22 protein-coding genes, 1 pseudogene, 1 riboswitch and 1 other annotated feature are annotated in these 21034 nt (G+C 39.9%); of the genes and pseudogenes, 5 read left to right on the top strand and 18 right to left on the bottom strand.

Annotated features, from left to right (window positions below; genetic code table 11):
- Window positions 1–58 precede the first annotated feature (58 nt).
- Entirely contained in the window at window positions 59–295 is a 237-nt protein-coding gene (locus tag P6709_RS08450) for a YuzB family protein (RefSeq protein WP_278240454.1), read from the bottom strand.
- Window positions 296–544: 249 nt separating this feature from the next.
- Between P6709_RS08450 and P6709_RS08445 the strand changes: the two genes are divergently transcribed.
- Window positions 545–1612 carry an NAD(P)/FAD-dependent oxidoreductase gene (locus P6709_RS08445; protein ID WP_278240453.1) on the top strand — a complete coding sequence of 356 codons (1068 nt, stop codon included), beginning with the start codon at window positions 545–547 and terminating at the stop codon, window positions 1610–1612.
- Between the two features lie 297 nt (window positions 1613–1909).
- On the opposite strand, the gene P6709_RS08440 is transcribed toward P6709_RS08445, so the two are convergent.
- The 3 genes from P6709_RS08440 to P6709_RS08430 form a co-directional block, all read right to left on the bottom strand.
- Window positions 1910–2134, bottom strand: a complete 225-nt coding sequence (locus tag P6709_RS08440; protein ID WP_278240452.1) for a transcriptional regulator — start codon at window positions 2132–2134, stop codon at window positions 1910–1912.
- A 154-nt stretch (window positions 2135–2288) separates the two neighbouring features.
- Window positions 2289–2432: a hypothetical protein gene (locus P6709_RS08435; protein ID WP_278240451.1), complete on the bottom strand. Its 144-nt coding sequence runs from the start codon at window positions 2430–2432 to the stop codon at window positions 2289–2291.
- Window positions 2433–2513: 81 nt separating this feature from the next.
- Window positions 2514–2843, bottom strand: a complete 330-nt coding sequence (locus P6709_RS08430; RefSeq protein ID WP_278240450.1) for a YuzD family protein — start codon at window positions 2841–2843, stop codon at window positions 2514–2516.
- Window positions 2844–2941: 98 nt separating this feature from the next.
- Between P6709_RS08430 and P6709_RS08425 the strand changes: the two genes are divergently transcribed.
- The gene (locus P6709_RS08425; RefSeq protein WP_039810717.1) at window positions 2942–3178 is read left to right on the top strand and encodes a NifU family protein; all 237 of its coding nucleotides are present in this window, start codon (window positions 2942–2944) and stop codon (window positions 3176–3178) included.
- 109 nt (window positions 3179–3287) lie between these two features.
- Here the strand turns inward: P6709_RS08425 and P6709_RS08420 are convergent, their stop codons facing one another.
- From P6709_RS08420 to P6709_RS08410, 3 genes are read right to left on the bottom strand one after another with little or no spacing between them, the layout of a single operon-like run.
- Window positions 3288–4250 carry a 2-hydroxyacid dehydrogenase gene (locus tag P6709_RS08420; RefSeq protein WP_278240449.1) on the bottom strand — a complete coding sequence of 321 codons (963 nt, stop codon included), beginning with the start codon at window positions 4248–4250 and terminating at the stop codon, window positions 3288–3290.
- Between the two features lie 13 nt (window positions 4251–4263).
- Entirely contained in the window at window positions 4264–5031 is a 768-nt protein-coding gene (locus tag P6709_RS08415) for a TIGR01457 family HAD-type hydrolase (RefSeq protein WP_278240448.1), read from the bottom strand.
- A gap of 50 nt (window positions 5032–5081) precedes the next feature.
- On the bottom strand, window positions 5082–5519 hold the full coding sequence (locus tag P6709_RS08410) for a DUF86 domain-containing protein (RefSeq protein ID WP_278240447.1): 438 nt from the start codon (window positions 5517–5519) through the stop codon (window positions 5082–5084).
- A 125-nt stretch (window positions 5520–5644) separates the two neighbouring features.
- On the opposite strand from P6709_RS08410, the gene P6709_RS08405 reads away from it, so the two are divergent.
- A complete protein-coding gene (locus P6709_RS08405) occupies window positions 5645–5881 on the top strand; it encodes a cytosolic protein (protein ID WP_278240446.1) in 237 nt (78 codons plus the stop codon).
- Window positions 5882–5921: 40 nt separating this feature from the next.
- Here the strand turns inward: P6709_RS08405 and P6709_RS08400 are convergent, their stop codons facing one another.
- Window positions 5922–6203: a YutD family protein gene (locus P6709_RS08400; RefSeq protein WP_278240536.1), complete on the bottom strand. Its 282-nt coding sequence runs from the start codon at window positions 6201–6203 to the stop codon at window positions 5922–5924.
- 116 nt (window positions 6204–6319) lie between these two features.
- Between P6709_RS08400 and P6709_RS08395 the strand changes: the two genes are divergently transcribed.
- Window positions 6320–6997 carry a YhcN/YlaJ family sporulation lipoprotein gene (locus P6709_RS08395; protein WP_278240445.1) on the top strand — a complete coding sequence of 226 codons (678 nt, stop codon included), beginning with the start codon at window positions 6320–6322 and terminating at the stop codon, window positions 6995–6997.
- Window positions 6998–7047: 50 nt separating this feature from the next.
- On the opposite strand, the gene lipA is transcribed toward P6709_RS08395, so the two are convergent.
- The 8 genes and pseudogenes from lipA to P6709_RS08355 form a co-directional block, all read right to left on the bottom strand.
- The gene (gene lipA, locus P6709_RS08390; RefSeq protein ID WP_278240444.1) at window positions 7048–7971 is read right to left on the bottom strand and encodes a lipoyl synthase; all 924 of its coding nucleotides are present in this window, start codon (window positions 7969–7971) and stop codon (window positions 7048–7050) included.
- Window positions 7972–8490: 519 nt separating this feature from the next.
- Window positions 8491–8601, bottom strand: a complete 111-nt coding sequence (locus tag P6709_RS08385; protein ID WP_278240443.1) for a methionine/alanine import family NSS transporter small subunit — start codon at window positions 8599–8601, stop codon at window positions 8491–8493.
- Window positions 8602–8612: 11 nt separating this feature from the next.
- Window positions 8613–10136, bottom strand: coding sequence for a sodium-dependent transporter (locus P6709_RS08380; RefSeq protein ID WP_278240442.1), 1524 nt, complete (start codon window positions 10134–10136; stop codon window positions 8613–8615).
- A gap of 600 nt (window positions 10137–10736) precedes the next feature.
- Entirely contained in the window at window positions 10737–12344 is a 1608-nt protein-coding gene (locus P6709_RS08375) for a Na+/H+ antiporter NhaC family protein (RefSeq protein ID WP_278240441.1), read from the bottom strand.
- A gap of 118 nt (window positions 12345–12462) precedes the next feature.
- A riboswitch (Lysine riboswitch) is annotated at window positions 12463–12649 on the bottom strand.
- A gap of 67 nt (window positions 12650–12716) precedes the next feature.
- Window positions 12717–13475 (bottom strand): sporulation protein YunB, encoded by a 759-nt coding sequence (gene yunB / locus P6709_RS08370; RefSeq protein ID WP_278240440.1) that lies wholly within the window; start codon window positions 13473–13475, stop codon window positions 12717–12719.
- Between the two features lie 82 nt (window positions 13476–13557).
- Window positions 13558–14925 (bottom strand): bifunctional metallophosphatase/5'-nucleotidase, encoded by a 1368-nt coding sequence (locus tag P6709_RS08365; protein WP_278240439.1) that lies wholly within the window; start codon window positions 14923–14925, stop codon window positions 13558–13560.
- A 21-nt stretch (window positions 14926–14946) separates the two neighbouring features.
- Window positions 14947–15771, bottom strand: coding sequence for a sulfite exporter TauE/SafE family protein (locus P6709_RS08360; RefSeq protein ID WP_278240438.1), 825 nt, complete (start codon window positions 15769–15771; stop codon window positions 14947–14949).
- 105 nt (window positions 15772–15876) lie between these two features.
- Window positions 15877–16221: pseudogene (locus tag P6709_RS08355) on the bottom strand (DUF72 domain-containing protein); the annotation flags it as partial.
- A 265-nt stretch (window positions 16222–16486) separates the two neighbouring features.
- Window positions 16487–16762 (top strand) — a binding site (T-box leader).
- Between the two features lie 65 nt (window positions 16763–16827).
- Between P6709_RS08355 and metG the strand changes: the two are divergent.
- The gene (metG, locus tag P6709_RS08350) at window positions 16828–18462 is read left to right on the top strand and encodes a methionine--tRNA ligase (RefSeq protein WP_278240436.1); all 1635 of its coding nucleotides are present in this window, start codon (window positions 16828–16830) and stop codon (window positions 18460–18462) included.
- A gap of 71 nt (window positions 18463–18533) precedes the next feature.
- On the opposite strand, the gene P6709_RS08345 is transcribed toward metG, so the two are convergent.
- Both P6709_RS08345 and P6709_RS08340 read right to left on the bottom strand, forming a co-directional pair.
- The gene (locus P6709_RS08345) at window positions 18534–19289 is read right to left on the bottom strand and encodes a hypothetical protein (protein ID WP_278240435.1); all 756 of its coding nucleotides are present in this window, start codon (window positions 19287–19289) and stop codon (window positions 18534–18536) included.
- Window positions 19273–21030: a hypothetical protein gene (locus P6709_RS08340; protein ID WP_278240434.1), complete on the bottom strand. Its 1758-nt coding sequence runs from the start codon at window positions 21028–21030 to the stop codon at window positions 19273–19275. Before P6709_RS08340 ends, P6709_RS08345 begins: the two co-directional genes overlap by 17 nt.
- Window positions 21031–21034: the final 4 nt, after the last annotated feature.

Below are 21034 nucleotides of genomic sequence, written 5' to 3'. Positions count from 1 at the left end.
ACAGACTTTTCAGCCTGTCTGATTTGCAGAGTGCTTTTACCATTGGAAAGCATATTTATTAAAACATAGGATTTTCTTCTAAATACACATAAATTTCCTCAACAAGCGCTTTAGGTGTATCCGCTTCAACAACATCTCCATTTACCAGGGCAAAATGAGACGCTGCACATTTTCCGCAGTAACCAAGACAGCCGTATTCTATGACATCCAGATTGGGATCCCGTTCTAGTTCTTCGAGGGCCTCCTGTGAGCCGCTTGCTAAATTGCTTATGCAAAATTCTATAATTGGTTTCATTGTCTCACCTCACACTACCTATTCATGCTACCTTTTTTCAGTTAAACCGTCAATCATTTGAATTGAAGCCCGTATGAACACTCTTTACAAAGTTTGTGAAGGAATTCTCTTATTATTATTGTACAATCGACCTTATTCCGCTATACTTTTTTTATAAATACAAACGTTATGTACACGTTAATTAAGCGAATAAGCATCATATTGAAAGTGCTTACGCTGACAAATGCTGATTGCAAAGAGAGGGTTACTATGAAACAGTTAGTTCTGCTTGGCGGCGGATACGGCAATATGAGGGTGCTTCTGCGTTTACTGCCTAACCAGTTGCCAAATGATATGGAAATCACCTTAATTGATCGTACGCCTTATCACTGTTTAAAAACTGAATATTATGCCTTAGCCTCCGGAACGATTTCCGACCAGGAAGTTCGTGTATCTTTTCCTGAACATGAAAGGCTCAAAATGAAATACGGCAATGTGACAAAAATAGATACGAAGAAAAAGCATGTTTTATTAGAGGATGGGTCTTTTGTCGATTATGATGATTTAGTCATCGGGCTTGGATGCGAAGATAAATATCATAATGTGCCTGGAGCAGATGAATATACTCACAGTATTCAATCCATTTCCAAGGCAAGAGCGACCTATGAGAAGCTGTCGAATCTTCCTTCCGGTTCTGTAGTCGGAGTAGTCGGCGCTGGGCTGAGCGGTATTGAGCTTGCAAGTGAATTAAGAGAAAGCAGAAGTGATCTCTCAATTAAGCTTTTTGATCGGGGCGAACGCATTCTCCCTGCTTTCCCTGTTCGATTAAGCAATTATGTTCAAAAATGGTTTGATGCCAATAATGTAGAAATTGTCAGCAACTCCAATATTACTAAAGTTGAACCGAATAAGCTTTTTAACCATGAAGAAACGATCCCTGTTGATGTCTGTGTCTGGACAGCAGGTATCCAGCCTGTAGAAGTCGTACGGAGCATTCCGACTGAAAAAGATGCTTCAAACCGAATTGTACTGACTCAATATCATAATCTCCCTAAGGATGAAAATGTGTACGTAGTTGGTGATTGCGCAAGCCTTCCTTTCGCGCCAAGCGCCCAGCTTGCTGAGGAGCAGGCAGAACAGATTGTCAAAGTCCTGCTCATGCGCTGGAAAGGGGAACAGCTTCCTGCTGAGATGCCAAAAATCAGTTTAAAAGGGTTTATGGGCTCCCTCGGCAAAAAACACGGCTTCGCCTATCTTGGCGACCGCACAATCACAGGAAGAATTGCCCGGCTCATGAAATCAGGCGTTCTGTGGATGTATAAATACCATAATGGCTAATATCATCACGCTCATTTAGTTGAGCGTGTTTTTTATTAGTAAAAATGCTCTATATCTAAGAGCCTGGGACATAAATGTCTCAGGCTTGCTGACCTGTTCACTTTGCTTAAGGTGGACATTTTCCGAAGGGACGGTTGGAGTTGTCGCCTTCCGCTCCGATCTCCTATTACTATTTATGAATACTACCTCGCTTTTTAATCTTTTTTTAGTTTTGTCTCCACTTCGGGATGAAATTATTGTCATTACTCTGCAAATTGATTGTTTTAAATCGGAGAGTAAAACTGGCAAAAAATAAAATCATACCACTCTCTCCCGCGTGCCAAGCAGAGGAACTGAAGAGAGAATATTTCTGTACGAAAACGTCCGGCGGGTTTTTCTGAGGTAGCAATAAGCGACCATAGAATACTCATTCAGCTGGAGAATTTTTATTTTTCTATGGCTGATCTCATTACGGTCTGAAAGATAAATCATTTCAACAACAAGGTCTTGCTCCATTGCCCTTATAAAATGATGCTTTTTCATCTTAATACCCCCTTTATTCTATTATAGAACAAACGTTCCCTTTTTATAACTAAAAACATTTTCCTTTTTATTTACCGTATTTTAGTAAATGTGCTTTACAGAAAAAGACAAACAAAAAAGAACAATCATGATACCGATTGTTCTTCTGATCTTTTTATTCTTTGGAAATGTAATGAATAAATTGAGTAAGCAGTTCGGCCTCTCCTGTAACAATGATGGCTGGCAGCAGGATTAAAGTGGCGACGACGGCAAGATTGGATAGAAAAAAGATTTTGCACGTTTTTTTAAACACATTCATTTGAGTCATCACCTTTTCTTATTGAAAAATAGACGATCTCAACATAATATGCTGTGTATGTTTAAACATTCTTAGAAAGTTTTACGCCTCTGCTTTATAGCCGTACTTTTCAAATTCACCAAAGACCGTTTTCAGCCTTGGATTGCCTTCTCCTACAATACGGTCCTCGATCAGTACCACAGGATAAAATAAATCCTCTTCTTCCATTCGTTCAATGAATGCTGTTTTCTTCTCATCCTCATGCTTTTGATTTATATCCACATATTCCATTGTGAAGGACTGATTTGGAAATTTACGTCCAAGCGCGGCCTCAAGCCATTCGTATGTTTCTTTTGAAGACGGAGCTCCTACGCAGCTTGGACAAATTGTTTCGGCGCCATAGACTGTTACGGTAACAGGTTTAACTAACATGCAGACACTTCCTTTCAATTTTAAACAAATGAATCAATCTGGATGGATTTTTTTCTTCATCCTTATTATAATAGAAGGTAGGAAAGGAGTCGATTCGAATGACAGAAGTTGAAATGAAAGATTCGGTTCAGGAAGTTCTTGATAAGCTTCGTCCATTCCTTCTTCGAGATGGCGGAGACTGTGAATTGGTAGACGTAGAAGACGGAATTGTGAAACTCAGACTTCTTGGTGCTTGCGGCACATGCCCAAGTTCGACGATTACTCTTAAAGCAGGAATTGAACGCGCACTGCTTGAAGAAGTTCCCGGCGTCGTTGAGGTAGAGCAGGTATTTTAATGTAAACTGCATATAATGCAAGTGGCACTTATTCCACTTCTTATACACTTAAAGCCCCTCGCGCTGATGCGGGGGGCTTTAAGTCGGCTTATATATGTTTTTCACCGCTTTAATGCACCTTTGTCAAAGGGTCATTCCCCGTCAGGACATGGGTGATATTGTCTGCACAAAGCTCCATCATGATTTTTCTTGTTTCAAAGGAAGAGCTGCCGATATGCGGGACAGCGATCACGTTTTTCATGGATAAAAGAGGATGAGAGGAATCGATCGGTTCCTTTTCAAATACATCCAATCCTGCTCCTGCAAGTTCTTTCTCCTGAAGTGCGTGTATTAATGCTTTTTCATCTGCAACAGGTCCTCTGCCAGCATTAATAAAATAAGCTGTCTCCTTCATGAGAGCAAATTGCTCTGCCCCAATCATCCCTTTTGTTTCTTCGGTTAGAGGCGCAAGACAAACAACAAAATCAGACTCCTGCAGCAGCTCATCCAGCGTGCGGTAAAGTGCCTGAAGATTTTGTTCTGCTTCATGGTTTCTGGATCGGTTATGATACAAAATCGTCATATCAAAGCCTCTGGCTCTTTTGGCCACTGCTTCGCCAATTTTGCCCATGCCTATGATTCCGATTGTCTTATGGTGAATGTCACTTCCTGCAAGCAAATAAGGCGACCAGGACTGCCAGCTGCCCTGCTTCACGTAATCCGCTGCTTCCACGATTCTTCTTGCTGAAGCCATGAGGAGGGAAAAAGCAAGATCAGCAGTCGTATCCGTAAGCACATCCGGTGTATTTGTGATGGTGATCCCTTTTTCAGCCGCTGCCTTCACGTCAATATTGTCATAGCCCACTGCGAGATTCGCCACGATTTCAAGCTGTGGAGCGTGGTCAAGCAGCTCTTGATCCACCTGGTCTGACAGCATGGTTAACAGAGCGTGGCTGTCTGCGGCCTGCTTCATTAATTCTTCCCGCGGGCAGGCATGATGCTCGGAGTGCCAAACCTCCACTTGAAAATGTGTGGCCAGCGTCTGAATCACTTCTTCATCAATGTTTCGAGTAATAAATACTTTTTTCACCATAATTCCCCTCTTTCTATAAAATCTCCCATTCAGATAAGGAAGTAATTGAAAAAGCAGGCTGTCTTTCCATTGTCATCAGGATATCCTTTGTGGTTACTCCTGTATGCACAATGATGGTGTCCATCCCTACATTTAACCCCGCAGTAATGTCTGTATCATAATTATCGCCAATCATTGCTACTTCCTCTTTAGGAAGACCGAGCACCTGTAATGCCTGTTCCATTATGATCGCTTCCGGCTTGCCGATAAAAACAGGCTCTGTTTGTGTGGATACAGTAATGACTGAAGTAAGCGATCCATTGCCAGGCAGCAAGCCCCGCTCTGTTGGTATGGCGATATCTCCATTAGTGGAAATAAATTTCGCCCCGCCGCGCACAGCCAGACAGCCAAGAGCCAATTTTTCATACGTAATATCCCGGTCAAGTCCGACCACAACGTAATCTGGGGATTCGGTTACTAGCTCCATCCCTTTTTCCTGGAGAGCCTGACGGATCCCTTCGCCTCCAATCACATAGACAGTCGCATCCATCTTTTCCTGGGAAATAAATGCCGCAGTTGCCATAGAAGTTGTAAATACCTGATCATTTGACACCGGTACATCGAATTTTGTCAAATGCGCTGCCACTTGATCTGGCGTTTTAGAAGAATTATTAGTGACAAATAAATAAGGAATGCCACGCTCATGTAGTTTTTTAACAAACGCGACTGCTTCTTTTATCGGTTCTGTTCCTCTGTACATCGTTCCATCCAAATCGATTAAATATCCTTTATAAGCTTTCAACTACAAACATCCTTTCTAACGTATGACGATAAAATTTTACATCTCGTAAATTATTTTTTGAAAGCAGACACGGGTCCTAATTCCGTTTCTAAATACTTTCTTATCCTGCTTGGGAATTGGCTCACTGCCGGAATGGATTTTTCCATTGACCGGGCAATCTCATCATGATTTACTGTCAGATACTCCTGCACAAGCTGCTTTCTTAGCTGAATCAGGTTTTTCAGAAGCGGAGTCATTTCTTCCGTTACGACTTTTTCATCATCGAGAATATCGATAATATCATCGTAGCTGCCTGGATCCCTCATAATGAATCCGTCAATCATGCTGTTTCCAACATCCAGAATGCTTTCAATAATCATATGTGCAGTCCGCTCAAGTGCCAACTTTTCTGTTTCCTTTTCAAAGGAAATTTGCTGATTAAAGTAGGAGGTCTTTTCTTCCATATAAACAAGCATCTGCTCAATTTTTTCACGGTCAACAAAATACATTGATCTTCACTCCCATGCACGATTTATCCTTCACTAGTTTACCACAAGATAGTCGTTTTTCTTCTTGATGACATTACTGAAACCCTCTTTTTCAGGACAAACTATAAAAAAGGAGGCAGTGAAACGTGGCAAAAAACGAAGAATACAGTGACTTTTCCAACGTAGAAGTCGGTCGTGAATATCTGATACCTGAAACTCTTCCCGAAGGTCCCTACGGATCACCACGCGGCAAGTATACACTGGTGCGCAACAAGTCGGGGCCATGGCGAAAAGGACAACGCTATTACAGTGCGTTTAATTATGAAAATAAAGGTCTGCACGAAGATATACCGAGAGCAGAGCCAGGCTCGCACATTCCGTAATTTTGTATTAAAAAATCAAAAAAAATGACCCGGCAACAGGTCATTTTTTTGTCTCTACCTTCTTAATCACAAAGTATGGACAGCCAAAATTACAGTATTCAAACAGGTAGTCCTTTACGGTTGAAATTTTAGTGTCAAACGAAGACTTTTGATTCTGGTCATCAAAAAACCCCTTTAACCGGAGCTGACCATAGCCCCAGTCCCCTACAATAAAATCGTATTTGTGGAGGATTTCGCTGTAACGACCTTCAAACGCTTCCTGGTCAAAGGCATCCCGAAATTCATCAACTATTTCATATGTTTGATTTTGAATGGAAATCATCATTTACACCGTCCTTACTCTTCAAACTGATACGTTCATTATACCGTAAAAACCATCATTTACTATGATAAAATATCGCATCCTCTGGGGAACCTAAATGTAAGGAGGCGATGTGGATGAAAAAGCATGCTGCATTTTTATTGGCGGGGGCATTAACACTTGGTGCTTGTTCATTGCCAGATACCCCAACAGTGGATACAGACATTGAACAGTCTGCGGCAGCAGATACTCTTGAGATTACCGATACAACCGAAAATCATTTCGGGTTTTCAACAAAAGTGGCAAACCCCAATGACGGGGAAGGAGAAAACGATAATATTGCTTATAAAATGAATCTTCAAGTCGCTGCAGATGCGATAAGCCGGTTCAGCGCATCGTTGCCCGGGATTGAAAATGTTTCTACCGTGGTAACAGATGAAGAAGTTCTCATTTCCTATCAGGTGGCCCAGGATTATGATCATGAGATGGATCCAAATGAAATGGCCGATCAGGTAAAGAAAAATGCCTTATCTGTTGTTCCAAGATGGTATCATGTTTATGTTACAGATGACCCTGATCTTCGTGTGAATGTTGAAAGCATTGCAGAAACTCATTTAAATGACGCGGATATGGAAGATGCTATTGCCTCAACCATCAAACTGATGAGAGATTCCTCTCCGCAAGGCTATCCAATTGACGAAGGCGAAAACGCCAATGGTGAAACAAAGGATGAAGAAAATGACATGGTGGAAGAAGACATCGATCTTGCACCAGCCGCAATGGATATTCCGGCAGTAAAATCACTGGACGCCTAATTCGAATGGAAGACCAAAGCAAAAGCAGCAGATTCATCTGCTGCTTTTCATTATTTAGCCTGCTCTACTTTTTCTCCCTGCGCCTGGCGCTCACGTGAAGCTGCATTAACCTGCTCGTCCGCGTGATAAGATGATCGTACAAGAGGACCTGCTTCACAATGCTTGAAGCCTTTCCCCATTGCAATTTTTCTTAGTTCTCCAAATTCAAGCGGCGTATAATACTTGATAACAGGAAGATGTTTTTTTGTAGGCTGCAAATACTGGCCAATCGTCATAATATCCACATCATGCGCACGAAGATCATCCATTGTTTGAATGATTTCCTCTTTTGTTTCCCCAAGTCCAATCATCAGACTTGATTTTGTTGGAATGTCAGGCTGAAGCTCCTTTGAACGCTGCAGCAATTCCAGTGAACGTGCGTATTTAGCTCTTGCCCGCACTCTTGGCGTTAAGCGTTCAACCGTTTCAATATTATGATTTAATATATCAGGGCGTGCATCCATCAGTGTTTTAATGTTTTCATAAACGCCGCCCATATCAGACGGAAGAACTTCTACAGTGGTAAAAGGGTTTTTCCTTTTAATCGCACGGACCGTTTCTGCGAAGACCTCTGCTCCCCCATCCTTTAAATCATCACGGGCAACTGCAGTAATAACAGCGTGCTTCAAGTTCATCATAGCAACTGAATCAGCTACTCTTTCCGGCTCTGCTAAGTCGAGTTCTGTAGGCAGACCCGTCTTTATCGCACAAAAGCGGCAGGCGCGTGTGCAGATATCTCCTAAAATCATAAAGGTAGCTGTTCTTCTGATTCCCCAACATTCATGAATATTCGGACATTTTGCTTCTTCGCAAACTGTATGAAGATTATTTTCTCTCATCATTTTCTTAAGGCCCGTATAGTTTTCGTTCGTATTAAGCTTAATTTTCAGCCACTCAGGCTTTCTTAAGTAGCCGTCTTTTGTTTTTGTGCTCATTTCATTCTCTCCCATCTGATAGGTTCAGGGGTTCTAACCCGTTCGAGTAATCGACAAAAAAATGAAAATATGTAAAGCTTTCTGACAATGTCACTTTATCACACTAACTGGTTGAAAACAAGGGAGGCTAAGGGGTTTTAGCCCTTCAAAATGCTTATGCGACCGTTCTGTGACATGGCTGCGATGTGCAGATTCAGTATGTGATATTGATTTTTTTTGCACACTTATACCCTTGCAAATTATCTATAAAAAAGAGGCTGGGACACAAAAGTGTCTCAACCTCTTTGACCGGTTCGCTGCACTTCAGGCGGACGCTTTCCGCAGGGACGCCGCTGAGCCTTTTCAGGGCTCTGCCCTTTAAAGTCTCAGCTTGCCGTCATATCCTGCAGGAGTCGCCACCTTCCGCTCCGCTCACCTCTTACTATTACTATTACTAATTACTGTCTCTTTTTTTAACTTATTTAAGTTTAGTCCCAACCACTTACTTATGAATAAGTTATGAATGGGCTTTAAACTAAATTAAGCTGTTCTTTTGGATTTTTTAACTGCGTTAAAAATACTTGCTGCAAGGCCCCCCCATAAGAGAACAATTCCTATGATCATCATGACGATGGCACTGGCTGTCATCATTGATACCCCCTCTATTCTTTTTCACCTGCTATCGAATGATGCTTGCTCCATTTACCAATAGAAAGCAAAATCCCTACAAGAAGTGCTCCAACTGCTACAGACACACCACCGTAAAGGGTAAATGCAGTGGTATAGCCTTCATAATTCCCTGTGTCACTGTCAAATTGCTGAAGAATATTCTGTTTTAACAAGCCAAACATCATGACTCCAAGCACGATTGGTGTAATAACGCCAAGACAGATCTTCCACCAGACTCCTAGCTGGATATCTGAAGTTAGGTTTGCGTGAGACTGCAAGGTATTCGTTTTTCGAAGAATCCAGACTACCATAATCACTTCAACGAGTCCCACAGCTGCTACACCGAATTGGTTAATGAAGTAATCCGCCATATCAAGGAAGTATAGACCTCCCTGAGTAGCAAACAGGATTGAAATTGTGGCTGCCAATCCGCCTCCTAGAATAACTGCTTTGTTCCGGCTGACACCAAATTTTTCTGTTACACCCGCTACATATGTTTCTGTAATAGACATTAAGGATGTTAACCCGGCAAGTGTTAAAGAAAGGAAAAACAATACGCCAAAGAATCCATTGAATCCAGGAAATTGATTAATGATTTGTGGAAAAACGACGAATGCAAGTCCTACTCCTGCATCTGCTACTTCATCAACAGGTACCGCCAGCTGCGTTGCCATAAATCCTAACGCTGCAAAAACACCGATACCTGCAAGAAGCTCAAAGCCTGAATTTGCAAAACCTGTGATAAATGCATTGTTTGTAATATCAGACTTCTTAGGTAAATAACTTGAATATGTGATCATGATGGCAAATGCAATGGATAAGCTGAAGAAAATATGACCGTATGCTGCAACCCAAACGCCAGGGTTCATGATCTGATCAAAGTCAGGCTCAAAAAATGCATTTAAACCTGTAGCAGCGCCCTCAAGCGTAACGGCACGCACCACAATAATCAGGAATAAAATAACCAAAGTAGGTATGAAAATCCGATTGGCAATTTCAATTCCTTTTTTGACTCCTTTAAGAAGAATACCAAGGGTAATTACCCAGACAAGAATTAATGGAATGAAAACACCCCATACAATTCCTCCAGTCTCACCAGGTGTGACCTCAAGCAGCTGAAGAAAATCCCCCTGGAGGAACGCTCCCGTATCTTCCCCCCAAGCCTGATCAAACGAGAAGATGGTATACCGCATGGCCCATGCGATAATGACTGCATAATAGGTTGAAATGACAAAGGCTACAACTACGCCCCACCAGCCAAGCCATTCTGCTTTTTTTCCACCAGCCCGAAAAAATGACAGCGGTGCAGAGCCACGGTACTTATGACCGATTGTAAATTCCATGATTAAAATAGGAATACCAGCTGTTAAAAGTGCAAATAAATATGGAATTAAAAAAGCTCCGCCACCGTTATCGTAAGCTACATATGGAAAACGCCAAATATTTCCCAAACCAACTGCAGATCCAACTGCGGCTAAAATAAATCCTGCGCGTGTCCCCCATTGTTGACGACTCATTTTCTTCCCTCCCATTAAACTTCCATTAAAAGTAAGAAGTTTTTATATATTCAGATTATTTATTCTAATCTAAAAATAGTATAGCACTTCATGCCTAAATGTAAAAGAACTATTTGAGATCATTTATTATTATACTGGTATATGTACATTACACTTGAAAACCAAGCGTTTCAGTAAGGAAGGTTAATAAAAAGTATTCATTTAATATCTTATACATTATATGAATAGAGCAGGTTTTAATTCTAAAGTACTATTCGTTTCAATTTTATACTCTTTATCTAAGGGGATTTACTACCTTTTAGAAGCTGAGATTTCTTCGATTGGGATTTATAACTAGTAATAAATCAATGCCAAAAAGAGCCTGAGACAGAAGTGTCTCAAGCTCTCCCATTGGTTCACTGCGCTTCAGTCGGACGCTTTCGGCAGGGACGGCGCTGAGCCTTTCAGAGCCTTGCTCTGTAAAGCCTCAGCTTGCCCGTCATGTCCTGCAGGAGTCGCCGCCTTCCGCTCCACTCACCTACTGCTACTAATAAATATATCTTCATTTGTTAAATTTTTTCGAGTTTTGTCTCAGCCTCTTTTTGGTTATGTCACTGTATATTATGATTTTGTAGCAGTTTCCTGAGCAGAAACCACTCTTTCTTTATCAGGGTTTCTTCCCATGATCAGAGCAAAGGCAGCCAGCAGAAGAATAACTAGTCCAAGCGCCAGCCAGGTACTGCCGGTGAAACCAAGCAGAATATAGCCGGCTGAAGCAATAACAGCCCCTGTTACCGCATAGGGAATCTGCGTAATCACGTGATCGATGTGATTACTTCCTGCTCCTGTTGAAGAGAGAATTGTCGTATCCGAAATAGGAGAACAATGGTCTCCAAAGACAGAACCGGCAAGAACTGCTGCAAGGGCAGGAAGAAGAAGTGAACTGTCCGTGCTTACGGCAATCGTCCCTGCAATCGGTAGAAGAATCCCGAACGATCCCCATGATGTTCCTGTAGAAAATGCCATGACACCTGCTACCAGGAATAACAGCACAGGAAGCCATGCAATATTTAAGTCAGATTGAGTTACAGCGTTAGCGAGATATTCACCTGTTTCAAGTTCCCCGATGAGTCCTACAATCATCCAGGCAAACACAAGAATATAAATGGCAGGCAGCATGGATTTGATTCCCTCTTTTAACGCAAGGAAAAATTCAGCACCCCCAATTTTATTTGAACGCTTCACCTGACGTATAAAGAATCCAATCGAAACAATGAGACCTACTGAAGCTCCCCATACAAGGGATTTAGCTACATCGGTGAATTCAAACATTTGCAGAATTGAAGCCGAGCCGCCATTTTCTTCGGTGTAAAGCTGACTGCCTGTCCACATCATGGACGCTACTGTTCCAATTACCAATGCAATGATTGGCCAGATCAGGTCTCCTACTGTGCCGTGAGTGCTTGTTGGCAGATCATTTTTTAATTCTCCAGGAATATCTTTTGTTTCATCGTACACTTTGCCTGTTTCGATCGCACGGTTTTCATGCTTTCTCATTGCGCCAAAATCCACGCCGCGGAATGCTACAATAAACACAATCCCAAGAGCCGCCCAGACATAAAGGTTCATCGGCACCATTTGCATAAAAGCAGAGAATGGCGTGTATTCGGTAATGGCATGCTCCGTTAAGATTCCACCGATAACAGCGATGATGTAGGCGCCCCAACTTGATACAGGGGAAATCACACATACCGGTGCGGCAGTTGAATCAATTAAGTAAGCAAGCTTAGCGCGGGATACACGGTGGCGGTCTGTAAGCGGTCGTGCTACCTGTCCTACTGCAAGGGAATTAAAGTAATCATCGATAAAAATGACCACTCCCAGGCATGCAGTCAGAACCTGTGCACCGGCACGCGTTTTTACACGCTTCATGGCCCACTCTCCAAACGCTCTTGCTCCTCCCGAAATATTGATAAATGCGGTAATAACACCTAAAATAAGTAAGAATAGGATAATAAAAATATTCCAAAGATTTAATGCTCCGTCTGACCAAAACACACCGCTGAATGATGACCACAGTTTTTCAAACGTACCTAAGATTGAAAAATCTACGAGCAGCAGTGCAGCTGTAATGATCCCTGCTCCCAGTGAGAGCAGAACTCTTCTTGTTAGTACCACCATTGCAATCGCAATAATTGGCGGCAGTAATGACAACCATGTTCCTTCCATAATGTCCTCCTTGTTCTTGACAGGGTATCTTGAGGGCAATCGTTCCAAAAACGCAAAAAAGAGCAATGATAGAGGTCTCTACCATTACTCTTATAGGTTCAGTAATGTATGCTCCATCACGATCTGTAGCTCCTCATAACGTAAAATCAGGTTTACGCAATGAGAGTGTTATCCTTGTTTAAGATAACCCCAATAGCAATGTCTTTGACATACACTCGCTATTTCGGCAGCTTTTCCTTTCAACTGTGATCTTAGTTGTCATCCTCACACAGCGTACTTTTAAAAACTGCTCCTCTACCCCATCGGATTATGATGTGGTGATATTCTTTTTACTTTTCTATACTACCAGTCCTGCAAATGTTTTTCAACCTTTTATGGAGAAGGAAGCGGAACCTCCATCGACGGAGCCATGCCATCTCCTACATTATAAATTTCTGGAACTTTACCTCTTATCAATCCCATTGCAACTGGAATATCCTGCTCAATGGTTGTAACTTTCGTAGCAAAAGGCACAATGATCTGGACGTTTACGATTAGATGGATATTCACTTCTACAAACGCATTATTAATCCCAAACTCTTTTATATTTGAGGTGATATTGGAAGTAACGTCGCCAACTGCATGAAAGCGAATTGGAACTTCCGGACCCAAATTTCCTAAAAGGACATTATTTGTAGCTTGTCCTAAAGGAACTGTATAGACAATCCCCTCCATATCTCCCGAATCCTCCACTTCAAGGTCAAGATCCGTTAAAGATCGCAATACACTGGTGTCGCCGCGTTCAATTGCCCGAAGATGCTCCTGCACCAGCTGTGTGGTTTCTGTTTGCACACGATTAATAATTTCTGTATTAAATTGAGTCGTGACCATTTCTGCTGAATCCGTTGGAACATTTTCAATGATTTCATTTATGTCCATAATCGTGGCAATCTCCCTGTTTACAGCTTTACTGATGACAAGAGCGCCAATTTTTTTCGTCTGTGATTCGGCATAATTCATTAATGTCGGTTTGATTCCTACATTTATTGTCCATAATCCCAGCACGGTAAATCCAATAAAGAGAACGGCGGAAATAAACCATACATAGCGAAGCGGCATGGGGCCAGATGGCCGCGTTGATTTAAATTTCACATAAAACGCCCTCCTTCGCTTCATTGTATGCGAAGAAGTGGACGAGTTTCCTATAATCTGAACTTCTCTGAATTTAAAAAAGTTATACGGCACTTAAATTCTTAAGCTTATATTTTAAAATATCCCGCAGAAATTCAGGCATAAAATATTCTTTTGGTGCTCTTTGCATTTCAGGGAAAAAGTAGCCAAACGTAAACATGTCTACTGTCGCCACCCGGTAGACTTTATCCGCCTCAATCATTTCCCCGCCTATTTTAAAGGTGTAGGAATGCGGTGTGATATTTTTATAAATAAATGTTCCGAGAATGCTTCCTCTAAAACCAAGACCCTTTACGACAGTGTTTGGCCACTCCTGATTTTGGGACTGCCTCAGCACCTCTTTCAGCTCGCTTCCATGAAGCTCCACGATACAGGGATTAATAGGATGAGGGAGAATCCGGTGTAAATCAAATGCTGTAACAGGACCGGCAGACAGCGAGTCAAGGAGCAAGCCTCCCGTCAGGATTGCGCAGTCTGCTTGACACCATTCAAACAAAGCGTCTGCAAGAAGTGCGGATAAAACAGAATCCGGATCGAGCGGATGGTGCGGAAGAGGTTCACTGAGCGAAGCTTCTACAGTAGACAGAAGGTCTTTCCCCCTGTCCATCCACATTTGGATCTCCTGCTGTTCCTTTGGCGACTCTTCAAGTGTAATTGTTTCAATGAGTGATGCCGTTTTTCGGGTGACTGAACGGGATGAATGATCATAATCTATTTCCACTTTTCCTGTATACGCCCCGTGCTTTCCGGCAGCAGCCAGCAATGTTTGATTTTGAAGCTTCCCCTCTTCAAAGGTATGATGTGTGTGTCCTCCCATAATAACATCAATCTCCGGACACTCTTCAGCTACCCATTCATCTTCCCTGATTCCAAGATGCGATAGAAAGATAACAATATCCACTTTCTGTTTCAGCACCCGAACCTGAGCTTTCAACTCATCTTTTGCAGGAGTTACAAGCCAGCCCAGTCTTTCGTAAAATGCGGGATATTCTGCCGTAACTGCAACAATGCCAATCTTCGTTCCTTTTTCAGTCGAAGTAATATACGTTGGATATACCCAATGCGGACGCTCTCCTTCTGAGGTAAAAAGGTTAGCCAGAACAACCGGGAATTGAGCTTCATCGTATAGATGGTGTAAGTCCTCATGGGCAAATGTAATGCCTTCGTTGTTTCCAATGGTCACGGCATCATAGCCCGCTTCATTTAACAGCTGTATATTTTCTTTACCTTTGGATCCTTCTGTTAAAGGATGCCAGCGGTCTGCATGATCTCCTATGTCAAATAAAAAAACAGCTTCTCCCCTGTCCCGATGAAACTTTTTTCTTTCTTTCAGAAGATCCCGGATTCTCGGCCAGTTTTCAAAATGACTGTGAAGATCATTTGTATGATAAAAATGAATGGTCTCTTTCATGGGAGAATCCCTCCTTTTTTGCTATCCCAACAGCCCTTCCATAATGGAACGGATTCCGATTAAAATCAGAATGAAACGAAGTACCAGCACCAGCTTGTCCGAGCGCAGCCGGTGATTCAACCAGGCGCCAAGCTTCGCACCGAACCAGGCTCCCGGAGCAAGTGCGAGAACATAAAGCCAATTTACATTACCCAGAATTATGTGAGAAGCAGATCCTGTAATCGAGGATAAAAACACCATCAGCATGGAGGTGCCTACTGCCACGTGAGGAGGAAATAAAAAAGCGATAATCATGACCGGCACCATGACCGATCCGCCGCCAATTCCAAATAAACCTGAGCCAAATCCCACCGTGAACGCTGCCAGCACTCCAATAAGAGGAGGAAATCCATATTGAAATTCCATCCCCTGTGGATCTGTAAAATTGCGCTGATAAGAAGCGGTCTTGAACCGTTCAATCGGCTTTATTCTATTTCGAACCATAAGAATTAAAGATAAAAAGATCATAAAAAATCCAAACGATAAATGAAAGGAATCCAGTGTAAGCTTCTGGTTTACCCATGAACCGAGAATTGTACCCGGGCCGCTTCCGATAAAAAAGAGCAGGCCGCTTTTAATATCAACTGTGTTCTTTTTTAAATACGACAGTGTAGAAGATAGACCCGTAAAAATCATTACCACAAGAGAGATCCCGACGGCTGTTTGAGGTGTAATTCCCGCAATCCACCCTAAAGAAGTACCAAAAAATAATAGAGCAGGCACCACAATCACGCCCCCGCCAAGACCTATCAAAGAGCCAAGCGCACCTGCCGTCAGTCCGATAAAAATTAATAAAACCCATTCCATTCCATTTCATCTCCAGCTTCTTTATCCCGGTTTATTTCCATCCGGGCATTTTCATCCTTATAATTGTAAATGGAATCGCAAATGAACGCACGTTTAATAAACTGTCTAAAATAAGTCCAGCTGTCTGGGTGCTAATATTGTATAGTCGATGTCCATTAATTTCATAAACTGCTTTGCATTTTTTGCAGCATGACCTCCGGAATTATTATTAAAGAGAACATACACATCTTCCGCTTTTTTATGCAGTTCCTTAACTCGTGTCACCCATTCCAGAAGTTCATCTTCATTATATTCATATAAATAGCGTACTTCACGCCAATTGCTTTCGTTTCCTTTTCGGGTCCAGCCATGAACATTGCGTCCATGAAAGCGGACAAGTACAGCTTTTCCACTTGTTACGACCGGTACAATCGGTATGGAACCTTCCCCAGCCTGAGGCTCTGAGAACAGGATTTGCTTAACAGTTGTGTGAAATTCCCTTTTTATTATAATATCATGCGTTGGATTCATTTCAACCAAATACAGATTGTGTCTAATTCAATAAAATGAAAAATCTATCGTTTAATTATGATAAATAAACAAATATAGATTCACTTAAAGTTATAGATATTCATACATATAATTAATATTTTCACCTTTTGAAACACACAATTATAATATTGACTTTATTAAAAACATTGTATAAGCTAATGGTAATTATCAAAACAATTAACAAATAAAGGCAATGAAGAGAAAAAGTAAAATGATTACGTTTTTCACAGAGAGCTTCGGTAGCTGAAAAGAAGCAAAAACACTCATTTGAACAATGGTCTCCGAGCTTCGTTCTGAACATACTATTGTATAAGTAGGATTCGACGAGTCTTGACACTCGTTATCAAAGTCACAGTATAAGAGTAAATTATTACTATTACTCCGTACTTGTTGAGGCAAATGGTGTGAGCCATTTGCGAAATAAGGTGGTAACACGTGGAATTCAAACCTCGTCCTTAACTATTACAGTTAAGGCGAGGTTTTTTTGTTTTTCAAAAAAATATTTATATGGAGGTTTTACTAATTATGAGTATCTTTATTGGCGGTGCGTGGGCTTATGCGAATGGCTCATTACATTTAGGTCATATTACAGGTTTGTTACCAGGAGACATTCTTGCAAGGTATTACCGCATGAAGGGAGAGAATGTTTTATATGTATCAGGAAGTGATTGTAATGGAACGCCAATTACAATTAAAGCCAAACAAGAGGGTGTAACACCAAAAGAAATTGCTGACCGTTATCATAAAGAATTTGTAGACTCCTACGCAAAATTGGGTTTCTCATACGATACCTATACAAGAACAGATACCGAATTTCATCATAAAATCGTTCAGGATATATTTTTAAAGCTACTCGAAAAAGGACTTATTTACAAAAAAGAGATTGAACAAACATATTGCGAATACGACAATCAGTTTTTACCTGATCGTTATGTTGAAGGTATATGTCCTAATTGCGGTGCTAATGCACGTGGGGATCAATGTGATTACTGTTCATTAGTTTTAGATCCACTTGATTTGCTCAATAGAAAATGTAAGATATGCGGAAATCCTCCTACCACGAGGTTCACAGAGCATTTTTACTTCTCATTAAGTTCTTTTCAATCTAATTTGGAGACCTATACAAAGGAAGCCGAGGATAATGGTCTTTGGCGGGAAAATGCAATTTCCCTAACTAAACGTTATTTAAAGGAAGGTCTACAAGATAGAGCCGTTTCAAGAGATCTGTCTATCGGAGTTAGTGTTCCAGTTTCAGGATATGAAGATAAGAAGATTTATGTTTGGATTGAGGCAGTTTCAGGCTATTATACAGCAAGTAAGCTATGGGAGAAGGAAACAAACAATGATGCAACACCGTTCTGGAATTCTTCTACGACATCTTATTACATTCATGGGAAAGACAATATCCCATTCCATTCAATTATATGGGCGGGAATTCTATCTGGTCTTGGAATAGATGCATTACCAACACATATAGTTTCAAACGAATATTTGACTTTAGAAAAGAAAAAATTGTCTACAAGTAAAAATTGGGCAGTATGGGTTCCAGATATATTAGAAAGATACGATCCAGATTCCATACGTTATTTCCTAACAATTAATGCACCAGAGAACAGAGATGCTGATTTCTCTTGGAAAGAATTCATATATAGCCACAATAGTGAGTTATTAGGGGCATACGGAAACTTCATAAATCGAACATTAAAATTTATTGAAAAGTCTTTTGATGGCAACATTCCTCAAAAAGATATTTCTTTAAATATAAAAAATAAAATTAACCACTTATACAATGATGTAGGTAAGTGTATCGAAACAACTTCTTTTAAACAAGGTATCGAAAAGGTATTTGAAGTTGTCAGATTCTCAAATAAATACTTTGATGAACGTCAACCTTGGAAACAAATTAATGAAGATATAGAGGCTTGTGAACAAACTTTAGCAGATTGTGTTCACCTTATTGCTAATTTGTCACATATTTTAACTCCTTTTCTTCCTTTTTCAAGTAACAAAGTAAAAGAAATGATAAATATAAATGAAACTAAGTGGGAAGCATTCTTAGTTGAGTCGAAGCAATTGTCAAATGTACAACCGTTATTTGAACGAATAGATCCTGTAAAAATTGAAGAAGAGCTTGAAAGATTAAACAAACAAACAATATAAAGAAATATTTGGGAAACCCAACTATCAGGGTTTCCCGTAAATCTACCTAACTCAAAATTATTTCTGACTGGTTAGTCTTTAACGTTGTGTTGCTCTGATAACTTTTTTAATCTACTTTTTCTCATTGGAGTTACTACCTTATTTTGTTCCGCTTGATTGGATAAAGGGTTGCTACGGTTAAAGTTTTTATTGTACTCCTCAAACTTCCTATAGGCTTCCTCTTTATTAGAAAACGCAGTTTCAAAAAACAAATCAACAATTGGATGTCTGGACTTTCCAGTTGTCAACAAGTTAATTAACTGAACATCAGATTTATGACTTGCATTGAACCAAGAAAACAGAATTGATTGTTGCTGTTCAACTAACATCTCTAATTCCTTGACTCTTTCTTTTTGTTCAACTATTTCTTGCTTCATTTTATCTATCTTTTCCAGATACTTACTTGATTCTTTTGCTTTCTTTTCATTGAGTTTTAGTGCTTGTATTAATCTTTTTTTATCACTCGCTTTTCCAGAGTAGAACTTATTTACACATTCTTCTGTATCTACAAACACTTCTGTTTGTTCAACCTTTTTTCCTTGGATAGTAACTTTGTATGATTCGTTTGTTTCATCTACAATCATTCTTCCCTGACGATTTGGTCTTCTCCAAAACTCGTCACTCAACTTATATGAAATCTCTCCTTTCTCGTACAGTATCTTTGCAAAGCGATACATTTCAGAATACGTGATCATACCCGTAACCTTTTCTTCTTGAATGTATCTATAAACGATATTTCTAATTTCTTTTTCGTCATATAACTTGGTTTTCCTACCCCTCGTTGCCATTGTAATCAATCCTTTCTTTTACCTTGGTCAAATTGACATACCTTTTTATAGCGTTATCAATACGTTTTGACCGATTAATCAATTCTTTTCTAATTTCAGGATTGTCAGCAGAGTAGAATTCATCTTTCGTATAATTGTATATGTTGTTATATAAACTTCTTAGGTTTGCCACAACATCATTGATTTCATCTTTACTTTCATTTAACTTCTTTGCTAATAGGTTTTGCTTCTCCATCAATTCTTCTCTTGATATTCTCCAAGAATCACATTCCCAACAGTCTTCAACCATACAATTCTGAAATTCATCTGTGCAATAACCATCTACTAATTCATTTTTAACGTCAGAGTTTGAAGGTCTTAATACAAACTTTTCTATAAAAGATGTTCCTATTGAAGTATCTTGTTGTTCATCTGAATTTCCCAACTTCTCACTATAACTTCCCAAATCAATATTTGAAATCAGTTCTAATATTTCAAGATCCACATAATTTTGAACATGATTGAAATAATGATTTTGCGAATCTATTGAAATATGTCCACCAAGTCGTGCAATTTCAACAGGATGGTAGCCTTGCCTGTTCAAATTTATAAAAGCAAGGTGACGGGTATCTCCTGGCTTTAGTTGTTGAGTAATGGAGATAACATCTGAATCAAGCGGATTTCTATTCAAAGTGACATTGTATTGACCAAACACTATCAGATTAAAAAATACTTTTAACTCTGATCTAAAAATACTATTTGTAAATCTATATGGATTCAGCCTTTTTGAATACGTACCATCAGTAGGCATCCAATACTTCCCTTCAAACATATTTGGTATTGAAAGGTAGGAAATAAGCGTATCTGTTCTACCAAAGCCGTTAGTTTTTTCTTTATAATCCTCTATCTTTCGATAGAGAGATTCAGGAATATTTATTTTATCCAAAATTTGTATTCTTCTTTTATTAGTTTCTTTTATTTTGTGTCTTGGTAATTTAATGTAAAACTTCCCGTTATTTTCAATAAGGCAGTCACGTTCAATGTTGCAATATTCGCTTGGTCTCATTGGTATCAAATTTGTTAGATTCCACCAAAGCCAAACCGAAAACCATTTCAAGTATTCTATCTCTGATAGATTGCTTGAAAAATAATTTTCTAAGACTTTTGAAAAAACAAGAATATCTTTAGACGGAGGGATTATTCTCACAACGCTTTTTTCGGATTTAGGTTTAACTGAATATAATAGAGAGATATATTCATCAACATCAAAACTAAATTCATTATAGTAATCAAAAAAGTTTAACATCCCACTACATACGTATCTTCTCATACTATCCGACATATTTAAAAAAACATCGGCAAGTTCATCTTGATTTCTTTCAGTAAGCCCTTTAGTAATTTGTAGGAATACTAACAATGATTCATTAACCATCGTTATAATTGTTTGTGGGTTATATCCTTCATCTAAATTTGAAGACACCCAACATTTTACAATATCAACAAACTGATCCTTTGGAATATGCTTATTAAACTGGATAGCATCCTTAATCTGATTGAAGTCGATTGATTCTCTTTTGGATTCATAAGGAATTTCCAAATACCATTTCATCTCCTCAAAATAGCAGGAACTAAGATGTTTTGAATCCATTTCAGATTGAAGGATTATTTTTGCTTCTTTAATAGAATTTTCTATATCAAAGTGACTCTCATTGTATTCGTCAATCGTTTCTAAAGCTCTCTGTAAAGCTGTTGATTCTATCATAAAA

The sequence above is a fragment of the Jeotgalibacillus sp. ET6 genome (assembly GCF_029667115.1).
In the GTDB taxonomy this organism is placed as follows: Bacteria; Bacillota; Bacilli; order Bacillales; family Jeotgalibacillaceae; genus Jeotgalibacillus.
The sequence above is the reverse complement of the archived record's forward strand: the minus strand, read 5'-3'. Positions and strand labels throughout refer to the sequence as shown.

Coding starts and splice junctions, on each gene's coding strand:
- P6709_RS08360 (WP_278240438.1), bottom strand. CDS start 15,771: ATGGAATGGGTTTTATTAATTTTTATCGGACTGACGGCAGGTGCGCTT.
- P6709_RS08380 (WP_278240442.1), bottom strand. CDS start 10,136: ATGAGTCGTCAACAATGGGGGACACGCGCAGGATTTATTTTAGCCGCA.
- P6709_RS08385 (WP_278240443.1), bottom strand. CDS start 8,601: ATGATGACAGCCAGTGCCATCGTCATGATGATCATAGGAATTGTTCTC.
- P6709_RS08345 (WP_278240435.1), bottom strand. CDS start 19,289: ATGGCAACGAGGGGTAGGAAAACCAAGTTATATGACGAAAAAGAAATT.
- P6709_RS08450 (WP_278240454.1), bottom strand. CDS start 295: ATGAAACCAATTATAGAATTTTGCATAAGCAATTTAGCAAGCGGCTCA.
- P6709_RS08420 (WP_278240449.1), bottom strand. CDS start 4,250: ATGGTGAAAAAAGTATTTATTACTCGAAACATTGATGAAGAAGTGATT.
- P6709_RS08445 (WP_278240453.1), top strand. CDS start 545: ATGAAACAGTTAGTTCTGCTTGGCGGCGGATACGGCAATATGAGGGTG.
- P6709_RS08365 (WP_278240439.1), bottom strand. CDS start 14,925: ATGAAAGAGACCATTCATTTTTATCATACAAATGATCTTCACAGTCAT.
- P6709_RS08395 (WP_278240445.1), top strand. CDS start 6,320: ATGAAAAAGCATGCTGCATTTTTATTGGCGGGGGCATTAACACTTGGT.
- lipA (WP_278240444.1), bottom strand. CDS start 7,971: ATGAGCACAAAAACAAAAGACGGCTACTTAAGAAAGCCTGAGTGGCTG.
- P6709_RS08410 (WP_278240447.1), bottom strand. CDS start 5,519: ATGTATTTTGTTGACCGTGAAAAAATTGAGCAGATGCTTGTTTATATG.
- P6709_RS08430 (WP_278240450.1), bottom strand. CDS start 2,843: ATGTTAGTTAAACCTGTTACCGTAACAGTCTATGGCGCCGAAACAATT.
- metG (WP_278240436.1), top strand. CDS start 16,828: ATGAGTATCTTTATTGGCGGTGCGTGGGCTTATGCGAATGGCTCATTA.
- P6709_RS08425 (WP_039810717.1), top strand. CDS start 2,942: ATGACAGAAGTTGAAATGAAAGATTCGGTTCAGGAAGTTCTTGATAAG.
- P6709_RS08400 (WP_278240536.1), bottom strand. CDS start 6,203: ATGATTTCCATTCAAAATCAAACATATGAAATAGTTGATGAATTTCGG.
- P6709_RS08340 (WP_278240434.1), bottom strand. CDS start 21,030: ATGATAGAATCAACAGCTTTACAGAGAGCTTTAGAAACGATTGACGAA.
- P6709_RS08435 (WP_278240451.1), bottom strand. CDS start 2,432: ATGAATGTGTTTAAAAAAACGTGCAAAATCTTTTTTCTATCCAATCTT.
- P6709_RS08375 (WP_278240441.1), bottom strand. CDS start 12,344: ATGGAAGGAACATGGTTGTCATTACTGCCGCCAATTATTGCGATTGCA.
- P6709_RS08440 (WP_278240452.1), bottom strand. CDS start 2,134: ATGAAAAAGCATCATTTTATAAGGGCAATGGAGCAAGACCTTGTTGTT.